Origin of the sequence: Pseudomonas sp. p50(2008) (assembly GCF_015351605.1) — a bacterium.
In the GTDB taxonomy this organism is placed as follows: Bacteria; Pseudomonadota; Gammaproteobacteria; order Pseudomonadales; family Pseudomonadaceae; genus Aquipseudomonas.
On sequence record NZ_JACMYF010000002.1, the window covers coordinates 416341 to 428137 of the forward strand.

At 59.8% G+C, this 11797-nt stretch carries 12 protein-coding genes; 10 read left to right on the forward strand and 2 right to left on the reverse strand.

The features are described from left to right. Positions 1–234: 234 nt before the first annotated feature. The 7 genes from H7698_RS06955 to rsd all read left to right on the forward strand — a co-directional run bounded on the left by H7698_RS06955 (position 235) and on the right by rsd (position 6649). Entirely contained in the window at positions 235–981 is a 747-nt protein-coding gene (locus H7698_RS06955; RefSeq protein ID WP_162436695.1) for a LytR/AlgR family response regulator transcription factor, read from the forward strand. Between the two features lie 138 nt (positions 982–1119). Further along, positions 1120–2061, forward strand: coding sequence for a hydroxymethylbilane synthase (gene hemC, locus H7698_RS06960; RefSeq protein WP_162436696.1), 942 nt, complete (start codon positions 1120–1122; stop codon positions 2059–2061). Further along, positions 2058–2825 carry a uroporphyrinogen-III synthase gene (locus H7698_RS06965; RefSeq protein ID WP_194690954.1) on the forward strand — a complete coding sequence of 256 codons (768 nt, stop codon included), beginning with the start codon at positions 2058–2060 and terminating at the stop codon, positions 2823–2825. The genes hemC and H7698_RS06965 overlap by 4 nt, the downstream gene beginning before the upstream one ends. 16 nt (positions 2826–2841) lie before the next feature. After that, complete coding sequence (locus tag H7698_RS06970) at positions 2842–3996, forward strand: uroporphyrinogen-III C-methyltransferase (protein ID WP_162436698.1); 1155 nt, start codon at positions 2842–2844, stop codon at positions 3994–3996. Beyond that, a complete protein-coding gene (locus H7698_RS06975; RefSeq protein WP_194690955.1) occupies positions 3993–5231 on the forward strand; it encodes a heme biosynthesis protein HemY in 1239 nt (412 codons plus the stop codon). Before H7698_RS06970 ends, H7698_RS06975 begins: the two co-directional genes overlap by 4 nt. 229 nt (positions 5232–5460) lie before the next feature. Next, on the forward strand, positions 5461–6012 hold the full coding sequence (locus tag H7698_RS06980; RefSeq protein WP_194690956.1) for a disulfide bond formation protein B: 552 nt from the start codon (positions 5461–5463) through the stop codon (positions 6010–6012). Positions 6013–6190: 178 nt separating this feature from the next. Then, entirely contained in the window at positions 6191–6649 is a 459-nt protein-coding gene (rsd, locus tag H7698_RS06985; RefSeq protein ID WP_162436706.1) for a sigma D regulator, read from the forward strand. Positions 6650–6707: 58 nt separating this feature from the next. Here the strand turns inward: rsd and H7698_RS06990 are convergent, their stop codons facing one another. Continuing rightward, a complete protein-coding gene (locus tag H7698_RS06990) occupies positions 6708–7373 on the reverse strand; it encodes an FKBP-type peptidyl-prolyl cis-trans isomerase (RefSeq protein WP_194690957.1) in 666 nt (221 codons plus the stop codon). A 192-nt stretch (positions 7374–7565) separates the two neighbouring features. Between H7698_RS06990 and H7698_RS06995 the strand changes: the two genes are divergently transcribed. Further along, on the forward strand, positions 7566–8666 hold the full coding sequence (locus tag H7698_RS06995; RefSeq protein WP_194690958.1) for an AlgP family protein: 1101 nt from the start codon (positions 7566–7568) through the stop codon (positions 8664–8666). On the opposite strand, the gene H7698_RS07000 is transcribed toward H7698_RS06995, so the two are convergent. Next, on the reverse strand, positions 8663–9127 hold the full coding sequence (locus H7698_RS07000) for a TIGR02444 family protein (protein ID WP_194690959.1): 465 nt from the start codon (positions 9125–9127) through the stop codon (positions 8663–8665). The genes H7698_RS06995 and H7698_RS07000 overlap by 4 nt on opposite strands. A 50-nt stretch (positions 9128–9177) precedes the next feature. On the opposite strand from H7698_RS07000, the gene H7698_RS07005 reads away from it, so the two are divergent. Further along, positions 9178–11088 (forward strand): ATP-binding cassette domain-containing protein, encoded by a 1911-nt coding sequence (locus H7698_RS07005; protein ID WP_194690960.1) that lies wholly within the window; start codon positions 9178–9180, stop codon positions 11086–11088. Next, entirely contained in the window at positions 11088–11669 is a 582-nt protein-coding gene (locus H7698_RS07010; RefSeq protein ID WP_162440478.1) for a mechanosensitive ion channel family protein, read from the forward strand. The genes H7698_RS07005 and H7698_RS07010 overlap by 1 nt, the downstream gene beginning before the upstream one ends. Positions 11670–11797 lie beyond the last annotated feature (128 nt).

Genomic DNA, 11797 nt, shown 5'->3' on the forward strand with positions numbered 1-11797 from the left:
TGGAAAACGACTATAAGAAGAGGGGGTGTTCGTATTGTGTATCAGCAAACCCTACGGCGATGCCTCGCCAACGCGGGCCTGGGCCGCCAAACGCCCGGCAGATGAAAATTTAGCCGTCGTTCCAGCGGCACTTTTTGGCCCTCGCGCTAGTCTTAGCGTGGATCGCGGTGACGGACGTCACTTCACCTGTCTACGCTATCCTTGTGCGAGACTCACGCAGGAATCCAGCGCAATATGAATGTCCTGATCGTTGATGACGAACCCTTGGCCCGCGAGCGCCTGAGCCGAATGGTCGGCGAACTCGAGGGATACAGCGTCCTGGAGCCCAGCGCCACGAACGGCGAAGAGGCGTTGGCACTGATTGACAGCCATAAACCGGATATCGTGTTGCTCGATATCCGGATGCCAGGCCTCGATGGCCTGCAAGTGGCTGCGCGATTGTGCGAACGCGAAACCCCGCCCGCCGTGGTGTTTTGCACAGGGCCCGATGAATTTGCCGTGGAAGCCTTACAGGCCAGCGCCGTAGGCTATGTGGTGAAACCTGTGCGCACAGAACAACTTCATGAAGCATTAAAAAAAGCCGAGCGACCCAATCGCGTTCAGCTTGCAGCATTGACCCGTCCCGCCGCCGAAACTGGCAGTGGTCCACGCAGCCATATCAGCGCTCGCACTCGAAAGGGCATCGAGCTGATTCCGCTGGACCAGGTGGTTTATTTTATTGCGGATCACAAGTACGTGACCTTGCGCCACGAAGGCGGCGAGGTGTTGCTGGATGAGCCGCTCAAAGCGCTCGAGGATGAGTTTGGCGACCGATTTGTGCGTATTCATCGCAACGCACTGGTTGCCCGTGAACGCATCGAGCGTTTGCAGCGGACACCTCTGGGGCATTTTCAGCTGTTCCTCAAAGGCTTGAACGGTGATGCCTTGATCGTCAGTCGCCGCCATGTGGCAGGCGTTCGAAAGATGATGCAACAGCTTTAATCCGCTGCTCGCCGGCGTGTTGTGTACCCCATTGCAGGACATCCAGGGCCAGGGAGGCCACGCTGTTTCTGATACAAGTCAAAGCGGATTTGGCTGAGCTGTTATTATCCGCCGTATCTATTCAGTACGGATTGATCCATGTCCTCTCGCGAAATCCGCATCGCCACCCGCAAAAGTGCTCTCGCCCTGTGGCAGGCCGAATACGTCAAAGCCCGTCTGGAAGAAGCCCATCCGGGTCTGCTTGTGACGTTGGTACCCATGGTCAGTCGCGGCGACAAGCTGCTCGACTCGCCACTGTCGAAGATCGGTGGCAAAGGCCTGTTCGTCAAAGAACTGGAAACCGCGCTGCTGGAAAACGAAGCCGATATTGCCGTGCACTCCATGAAGGATGTGCCAATGGACTTCCCGGAAGGTCTTGGGCTGTTCTGCATTTGCGAGCGTGAAGATCCACGCGACGCATTCGTTTCCAACACTTTCGCCAGCCTTGAAGAACTCCCGCCAGGCAGCATCGTCGGTACGTCCAGCCTACGCCGCCAGGCTCAATTGCTGACCCGTCGCCCGGACCTGGAAATCCGTTTCCTTCGTGGCAACGTCAACACTCGGTTGGCCAAGCTCGATGCGGGTGAATACGACGCCATCATCCTTGCCGCTGCCGGCCTGATTCGCCTGGGCTTCGAAGACCGCATCACCTCAGCGATCAGTGTCGACGACAGCCTGCCCGCCGGTGGCCAGGGCGCAGTGGGCATTGAATGCCGCAGCGTCGATAGTGAGATTCACGCGCTGCTGGCCCCGCTGCATCATCTGGACACCGCCACCCGCGTGACCGCGGAACGAGCTCTCAACAAACATCTGAATGGCGGCTGCCAGGTGCCGATCGCCTGCTACGCCGTGCTTGAAGGCGAGCAGATCTGGTTGCGTGGCCTGGTGGGTGATCCGAGCGGCGGGCTGCTGCTCAGTGCCGAAGGCCGTGCACCGCGCAGTGATGCCGAGAACCTGGGCGTACGAGTCGCTGAAGACCTCTTGAGTCAGGGCGCCAACGACATTCTCAAGGCAGTCTACGGCGAGGCAGGTCACGAGTGACTGGCTGGCGCCTGCTGCTGACGCGTCCGGCGGATGAGTCGGCGGCGCTGAGCAGCGTTCTTGCCGACGCGGGGATTTTCAGCAGCAGCTTGCCGCTTCTGGACATAGCGCCGATGCCGGTCTCGGACACAATGCGCGAAGTGATTCAGGATCTGGATCGCTTCTGCGCAGTGATCGTAGTCAGCAAGCCCGCAGCCCGGATCGCGGTGAATCTGGTCAACCAGTGTTGTCCACAGACGCCCGCCTCGAAGTGGTTCAGCGTGGGGGCCGCGACTGCCCGGATTCTGGAAGACCATGGACTGGACGTCAGCTTCCCGCAGGAAGGTGATGACAGTGAAGCCTTGCTCGGGCTGGCCTCGTTGTCCGAGGCAATCACCCGGAACAATCCTCGTGTGTTGATCATGCGCGGGGAGGGCGGTCGGGAGTTGCTGGCTGAGCGTTTGCGCGAGCTTGGTGCTAGTGTCGAGTATCTGGAGTTGTACCGCCGCGAGCTGCCTCACTACCCACCGGGAACGCTTGCCGACCGGATTCAGGCGGAACGCTTGAACGGGCTGGTGGTCAGCAGTGGACAGGGTTTTGAGCACCTGCACCAATTGGCTGGCGATGCATGGCCGCAATTGGCGAGGTTGCCGTTGTTTGTTCCAAGCCCCAGGGTCGCCGAGCTGGCGTGCGCCGCCGGGGCCCAAATAGTTGTGGATTGTCGTGGCGCCAGTGCCGCGGCTTTGCTGACGGCGTTGCGGGAGCATCCCGAACCCGTTCTCTAATGCAAAGGATGGACACGTGAGCGAAACAGCCTTGCCAAAAGATGACGTCCTGCCGGTGCTCGACGCGCCAGGAGAAGCACCGGTTCAAACTGAACCACCCGCGCCAGTGGAGCGCCGTAGCAATGGGTTGGCAATCGTCGCTCTGCTGTTGGGCGCCGCCGGTGTCGCCGTCGGCGGCTGGGGAGTCTGGCAGGTGCGTCACCTGCAAGCCAACAACCAGCAGCAGCTTAGTCAGGTGCAGGCGTTGAACGATCAGGCCCAGAGCCTGAAACTCAATGAGCAGCGTCTGAGCGCCCGGCTTGAGCAGCTTCCCCCTGCTGACGAACTTGAAGCTCGCAACCGGCTGGTGACTCAGCTGCAAGGCGATCAGCAACGCCTGAACCAGCGCCTGGAAACAGTGCTCGGTGCCAGTCGCAAGGATTGGCGTCTGGCGGAGGCGGAGCACTTGCTGCGCCTGGCCAGCCTGCGTCTTTCTGCACTGCAAGACATCAGCAGCGCCCAGGCCCTGGTCCAGGGAGCGGATGAGATTTTGCGCGAGCAGAACGATCCGGGTTCCTTTGCAGCTCGTGAGCAAGTGGCCAAAACGCTGGTGGCGCTGCGCAGTACCGAGCAGCCTGATCGCACCGGTTTGTTCCTGCGCCTGGGGGCTCTGCGTGACCAGGTCATCAGCCTTACCGAGCTGGCGCCCGAGTACAAGGACCGTGGCGAATCGCTGCTGGGGCTGACCGCCGATGGCGATGGCGCCAGTCGCTGGGCTCAATGGTGGGACCAGATTTCGCGTTACATTCGCATCGATTTCAATGCCGACAAAAATGTCCGGCCGTTACTCGCAGGTCAGAGCCTGAGCCAGGTTCGCCTGGCGTTGAGCCTGGCGCTGGAGCAGGCACAATGGGCGGCGCTCAATGGTCAGGCGGCGGTTTACACTCAGGCGCTGGCCGAAGCGCGGGATGTCCTCAAGGGTAATTTCAACCCGGATAATCCCCAGAGCAAAGTGATGCTTGAGCAGGTTGGCGAACTGAGCAAGCAACCTGTCACTGTCGTCACACCGGACCTGACCGGCACACTGAGCGCAGTCCAGGGGTATCTGGAGCGGCGTAATGTGAACGCGGAGGACTCGATCAAACCGATGCCCAAGCCTGCCGCAGACACCGCGCAGGAGGCCACACCATGAAACGCCTCTATGTGATCGTGTTTCTGGTGATCGCTGCGGCGGCGGCACTTGGGTTGGCCATTGCCGAGCATTCCGGCTATGTCCTGATCGCCTACAAAAGCTTTCGTTTCGAGTCGAGCCTGTGGGCGACCCTGGCGCTGGTTGCGGTGCTCTGGCTGGTGTTCTGGGGCATCAAGGCGTTGATCGAGCTCGTGATGACCTCCAGTGGCGTGGTCAACCCGTGGTCGCGGCGTAATCGCAGCCGTCGGGTTCAGGTGGCCATCGAACACGGTCAACTTGATCTGGCGGAGGGTCGCTGGGCCAGCGCGCAGCGTCACCTTCATCGCGCTGCGGAAGCTGAGCGTCAACCGCTTCTTTACTACCTCGGCGCTGCCCGCGCCGCGAACGAGCAGGGCAAGTACGAAGAGAGCGATAACCTGCTCGAGCGCGCGCTGGAGCGTCAGCCTCAGGCAGAGTTGGCAATTGCCCTGAACCATGCGCAACTGCAAACCGACCGTGGAGACACCGAAGGCGCACTCGCCACCCTGCAAGCCATGCACGAACGCCATCCGCATAACGTCCAGACTTTGCGTCAGTTGCAACGCCTGCATCAACAGCGCGGCGATTGGTCCGCAGTAATTCGTCTGTTGCCAGAGCTGCGCAAGGACAAGGTTCTGCCCCCCCCCGAACTCGCAGAACTGGAGCGCCGAGCCTGGGGAGAAAATCTCTCGCTGGCCGCGCATCGGGAGGAAGACGGAACCGTCGGCTTGCAGTCACTCAATCGCGCCTGGCAGCAACTGACCTCGGCTCAGCGTCAGGAGCCGCAGTTGGTGCTCGCCTACGCAGAGCAATTGCGTCAACTGGGTGCTCAGGCTGAAGCCGAAGAAGTTTTGCGTACAGCGCTCAAGCGTAGCTATGACAGCCATTTGGCCAGATTGTATGGACTTGTTCGAGGCAATGATCCGGCGCGTCAACTGCAAACAGCCGAGGGCTGGCTGAAGGACCATCCGGCTGACCCGAGCCTGCTCCTGACGCTGGGACGCCTGTGTCTGCAAAGCAGTCTGTGGGGTAAGGCCCGGGACTATCTTGAGAGCAGTTTGCGAGTGCAGCGCAACCCTGAGGCCTGCGCTGAACTGGCGCGGCTGCTGGCACAGTTGGGCGATACCGAACGCAGCAATCAACTGTTCCAGGAAGGTTTGGGTTTACTGGATGAACGCTTGCTGGCAGCACCGCTCCCGGTACCAGTACACGCATGATTTTGTGATGAGGGAGTCCGCTCCTTCTCCGAAAAAGTACCCTCAGCTGTCAGATTTATTCCCTTGTAGCCCTTTGTAGGAAGCATCCTACAAAGGGCTACACCTGATCCTCCAGATCCTGTCGGCAATTCCCTCGACCTCTATAGACCTCTCCCTGCTGGCATCCCTTGAAAGGCCGGCTCGCTTTCCCTTAACGTAAACGCTTGTCTCTTACTGTTACGGAAATGCCATGTCTTTGGCCTGCTCACGATCCTTGTTCTTCATGGCGTTTATCGCAGGTGCTCTGGCCTTGGGCGTTTCCTATTACCTGGAATATGCGGTCGGCCTCAAGCCTTGCGGTTTGTGCCTCTTGCAGCGAGGCAGCCTGGCGTTACTGACCGGCTTTTGTCTGCTGGCTGCGGTGCAGGGTCCCGGGCGCCTCGGCACTTTCCTGTATTGGCTGCTTGTATCTATCTGCAGCTTGGGGGGGATGGTCACGGCTTGGCGGCAAGTGGTTTTGCAGAGTGATCCGCTGCGTTACTTGTCCGATTGCTCGACCGGTCTGTCTGAGGTTTTCAAGGACGCGTCCTGGTTGAGCAGGGTGGAGCAATTGTTCAAAGGCACCGCCGAGTGCGCGCAAATGTCCTGGACATTGTTCGACTTGAGCATCCCGGAATGGAGTTTATTGTTCTTCGTCGCCGTGATGGTTTTAGCGGGCGCGCAGATGCAGCGGCTGCTCTGGATCGCGTTTCGTCGACCACTCAGCGGCGAGTCGTCGCACCGGGCCCTGGCGGGCGATTAAACACTTGTATGAACTTTCTCTCCTGCGTACCTTGAAGCGATAGTCGCGCGGGCATAATCTGGCCCGCACGTGTCATTGGAATTATGTTGCTCGAATGACGCTCTGCCTGGCCGATCCTTGATCTTCAAGTGTGCGACAGGTGTAGGGCAGCATGACCCACAAGGGAAGAGAGATCACCATGCTCGAAAGTTGTCAGAATGCTCAAGAACGATGGGGTGGAGTGCATCTGCTGATCGATCGCTGGTTGCAGGAGCGTCACGAACTGGTTCGGGCCTATGATGCTCTCGGCGCCAAGCCAGAGGCTCTGGGCGAGAACCGAAAGCCGTTGCAGGAGTTCTGCGGAGTGCTGGTCGATTACGTATCGGCGGGGCATTTCGAGATCTACGAACAGTTGACCGGTGAGGCCAAGGCATTTGGCGATACTCGTGGGCTGGAGTTGGCCGAGACCCTCTACCCTCGTATCGACGTCATCACCGAGAAGCTGCTCGCGTTCAACGACCTGTGTGATGCCGGTCAATGTGTCGCTGAGAAATTCAAAGAGCTGGGTGGCTTGTTGCATGAACGCTTCGAACTGGAAGACTGCCTGATCGAAGTGCTGCACACCGCTCACAAGGAAGAGGATTCGGTTCAGGCCTGAATCTCTTCCCGCAAGATAAAACGGTGCGCTTTGCGCGCCGTTTTTTTGTGCCCGCCGTTTAACCCGTGGCGCCGCGTAATTCTACTTCGAACACCAAAGGAGTGAACGGCGCGATCAAGTCGCCGGCACCGTCCGCGCCATAGGCTTGGGCCGACGGAATCACCAGACGCCATTTCGCGCCCACCGGCATATTCTGCAGGGCAGTGCGCCAACCGGTGATCACGCTGTCGAGACTGAACCATTGCGGCTGACTGTTCTGATCGAACACCGAGCCGTCTGGAAGGCGTCCGATATACAGCACCTGAACTTTGCCATTCGGTCCGGCTTTGGCGCCGGTGCCGGATGTCAGCTCCGTCAGCAAAATTCCGTTCGCCAGCTCACGAACACCCGGCTTGGCTTTTTCTTCGGTGAGAAATCGCTGCTCACTTTCCAGTGCGACTTCGTTTTGCGGTATGGCCGGTTGCTCCGCGATCTGCGCTTCGTGCTCGGCCAGAATCTGATCGATCTGCTCGTCTTTCAATGCCAGCGGCTTGCCTTGATACGCTTGCTGCAAGCCTTCCAGCAGCGCCTGCAACTGCAAGTCCGGAACCTCTTGGCGAAGGCGTTCACCGAGGCTCGCACCCAGGCTGTACGCGAGATCATGGGCGTCATTTCCTGCGGGTTTTTCGGCAGCTTGCGCGACGGAAAAAAACACGCACAACGATAAAAAAAGGTGACGCGACATGGGCACTCTCCGGCCTGAGATGCGGCAGATTATGCCAGCGTAAATACGCTTAACGGTGAACTGGTTTTGCGTGGGCGCAGAAGATTTTCGATCCTTTGCAACGTAGTGCTTTCGATACTGTCAAGATGACCTAGCGGCGGTGTCTGCAGAGGTCTAGTATGAGCCGCACCCACGTCAGCCAGGAGGTAAACCATGTCGGCCACCAAGAAGCCAGTAAATACCCCGTTGCACTTACTCCAACAACTCTCGGGCAGCCTGCTCGAACATTTGGAAACCGCTTGTTCACAAGCCTTGGCTGATGCTGAAAAACTGCTCGCCAAACTGGAAAAGCAGCGCGGAAAAGCGCAGGAAAAACTGCACAAGTCCCGCACCAAATTGCAAGATGCGGCGTCCGCCGGAAAGGCCAAGGCACAGACCAAAGCCAAGGGTGCGGTGAAAGAACTTGAGGACCTGCTCGATGCTCTCAAGGATCGTCAATCCGAAACGCGCACCTACATTCTGCAACTCAAGCGCGATGCTCAAGAAAGCCTGAAACTGGCCCAGGGCGTCGGTCGTGTGCAAGAGGCTGTCGGCAAGGCGTTGTCCCTGCGTTCAGCCAAGCCTGCTTCTGCACCTGCCAAGAAAGCCGCTGCCAAACCAGCTGCTGCAAAAGCACCGGTTAAAGCTGCCGCGAAAGCACCAGTGAAAGCTGCAACAAAACCTGCCGCCAAAACTGCTGCCGCCAAACCAGCTGCAAGAACTGCCGCTGCCAAACCTGCTGTGGCGAAAACAGCTGCTGCCAAACCAGCGGCCAAGCCAGCTGCAAAACCTGCTGCCAAACCAGCGGCTAAAACCGCTGCTGCGAAGCCGGCTGCCAAGGCCGCTGCAAAACCGGTAGCCGCAAAAACCGCTGCCAAGCCAGCGGCGAAACCGGCCGCTAAAACTGCTGCTGCGAAACCGGCTGCCAAGCCTGCCGCGAAACCTGTAGCGGCAAAAACCGCAGCCAAGCCGGCGGCAAAACCAGCTGCTAAACCTGCTGCAAAAGCTGCGGCCAAGCCTGCCGCCAAGCCGGCTGCAAAAACTGCTGCTGCGAAACCGGCCGCCAAACCGGCCGCCGCCAAACCGGCTGCAAAACCTGCAGTGAAAAAACCGGCTGCTGTGAAACCGACCGTTGCTCCTGCTGCCAAACCAGCAGCTGCAGCACCGTCTGCTTCGGCTTCGACTGCTCCAGCCGCCACTACCTCGACTACCTCGCCGGCGCCAACGCCAGCCGCTTCGTCGAGCACCAGCACCACGCCGACCAGCGCTTCCTAAGTGCCGGTCGCCGCGACGCGCAGCTGATGCAGCGCGTCGCGGTCCAGGTTGGCGGTGTCCGCCGCGACACCTTCCAGCCAGGCCGATAAATCGGTCACCTCATCTTGCGGCCATCGCTGCGCCGTTTGCTCCAATCGCAGCAACAGGCGTCGCTCGGCTTCCAGTTCCAGCGCCTTCACTTTCTCGCGTAACGCATCCAGATCGGCATCTTCGGCCGCGGCGGCCTTCCATTGAGTACGCAAAGCACGAAGTGGCTGCACGACATCTGCGTCCCAATCCTCGGCTACGCGTCCAAGCTGCTGCAATCGCTGCTCACTGCATGCGACTTTCCGTTGATCCAGCCACAGCCCACAAAGCAGCAGGCACACGTTCGCACCCGCCGCCTGCAATTGCAGGCATGCCTGTTCAACGCCGGGTCGGGCGTACGTGGTAAGGGAAAAGCTCCACAGGTCAGAGGACATAGTGCTACTCGCGCCAGTTGCGAGCGAAGCTGGTAGACTCCGCCGCCATTATGATTCGACTTCAGAACCTGACTTTACAGCGTGGCCCTCAACGTCTGCTAGAAGACGCCGAGCTGACCCTGCACGCCGGCCACAAAGCCGGCCTCATCGGTGCCAACGGCGCCGGCAAATCGAGCCTGTTCGCCTTGCTACTGGGCGACCTGCACCCGGATTCGGGTGATTGCTTCTTGCCGGCGGACTGGCGCATCGCCCACATGCGCCAGGAGATCGACACCCTCGATCGCATCGCGGTCGACTACGTGCTCGATGGTGACCTGCGCCTGCGTGAGGTGCAACGTGACCTCGCTGCGGCCGAAGCGGCCCATGACGGTGCCGCTCAGGCCCGCCTGCACGCTGAACTCGACAGCGCCGACGGTTACACCGCCGACGCCCGGGCGCGCAAGCTGCTGGCCGGTCTGGGGTTCACCAACGATCAGATGGATCGTCAGGTTGGGGATTTCTCCGGTGGCTGGCGGATGCGTCTGAACCTGGCGCAGGCATTGATGTGCCCATCGGACCTGTTGTTGCTCGACGAACCAACCAACCACTTGGACCTCGACGCCATTATCTGGCTCGAAGAATGGCTGAAAAGCTATCCAGGCACCTTGATGCTGATTTCCCACGACCGGGATTTCCTCGATGCCGTGGTCGATCACGTGGCGCACGTCGATCAGCGCAAGATCACCTTGTATCGCGGTGGCTACAGCGCCTTCGAACGCGCCCGTGCCGAGCGTCTGGCTCAGCAGCAGCAGGCGTACGAGAAGCAGCAGGCGCAACGTGCGCACATGGAAAGCTACATCGCCCGCTTCAAGGCCCAGGCCACCAAGGCCCGTCAGGCGCAGAGCCGGATCAAGGCGCTGGAGCGGATGGAGGAATTGTCCGCCGCACACGTTGATTCGCCGTTCGACTTCGTTTTCCGCGAGTCGCACAAGATTTCCAGCCCGTTGATTGACATCTCCGACGCTCGATTGGGTTACGGCGAGCGAGCCGTGCTGGAGAAGGTCAAGCTGCAACTGACCCCCGGTGCGCGTATCGGTTTGCTCGGTCCCAACGGTGCCGGTAAATCGACCCTGATCAAAAACCTTGCCGGTGAGCTCGAGCCGTTGTCCGGGCGCCTGACCCGTGGCGAGAACACCGTGGTTGGTTATTTTGCCCAGCATCAGCTGGACTCGCTCGACTCCAAGGCCAGCCCATTGCTGCACATGCAGCGACTGGCGCCGACCGAGCGCGAACAGACCCTGCGCGATTTCCTCGGTGGTTTCGACTTCCGTGGGGCGCGTATCGACGAGCCCGTCCTGAATTTCTCCGGTGGTGAGAAAGCCCGTCTGGCTTTGGCGTTGATCGCCTGGGGCCGGCCGAACCTGCTTCTGCTCGACGAACCCACCAACCACCTCGATCTGGAAATGCGTCTGGCACTGACCATGGCGCTGCAAGAGTTCTCGGGCGCGGTACTGGTGGTCTCCCACGATCGTCATCTGCTCAAAAGCACCACCGACAATTTCTACTTGGTGGCGGATGGCAAGGTCGAGGAGTTCGACGGCGACCTTGAGGACTACACCCGTTGGCTGGTGGATTATCGTCAGCGCAATGCGCCGGTCAGCAACACACCGGTCAATCCGGACAAGACCGACAAGAAGGCCCAACGTCAGGCTGCCGCCGCATTGCGTCAGCAACTGGCGCCGCACAAGCGCGAAGCGGACAAGCTTGAAGTCGAGCTGGGCAAACTTCACGAGAAACTGGCGAAGATCGATACCAGCCTTGGTGACAGTGATATTTACGAGCCGGCGCGCAAGAACGAATTGCGAGATCTGCTGGCTGAACAAGCCAGGCTGAAGGTGCGTGAAGCCGAGCTGGAGGAAGCCTGGATGGAAGCCCTCGAATTGCTCGAAAGCATGCAGGCGGAGCTGGAGGCGCTGTCCTGATGGAAGCGTTCAGGGTACCGCTGTCGGCTGTGTGGATCGAACCGATCTGGCTGGTTGTGCAGATTCTTCTGATCCTGTTGGCGGGTTACATCGCCCAGCGTTTTGTCGCCAAATGCCTGAACCGTCTGGGCGAGCGTTATCCGTTTCCACCACAGTTGCTGTTGCCGCTGCGGGGCGGTCTGCGCTGGCTGATCATGGGCAGTGCGCTGATCTTCGTGCTGGAACGACTCGGGGTATCGGCCACGGTGCTCTGGACGGCATTGTCCGGTTTCGTTGCCGTAGCAGCTGTGGCGTTCTTTGCCATGTGGAGCGTGCTCTCCAATCTGCTTTGCGCCATTTTGATCTTTACGGTCGGCCCGTTTCGCATCGGTGATGTGGTCGAGTTGGTGGACACCACCGACAAGCCGGGCGTCAAAGGTCGGGTGGTGGCAATCAACCTGCTCTACACCACGCTGATCGAGGCCGAAGAACTCGGTACCGGCAGCGCAATGGTGCAAGTACCCAATAGCCTGTTCTTCCAGCGCTCGGTTCGACGCTGGCGCGGAAGCGATGTGTTCCCTTCGAGCGGGTTTGAAAAATAGCTTTTCCGTTGCATGACATTTCGTCATCGCGAGCAGGCTCGCTCCCTCAAAGGGAGCGCGTCGATCACACATCCGCAATCCAACCGCAAACCTTCGCGATCACGGTCTTTCAGACGACGCCCGCTCCA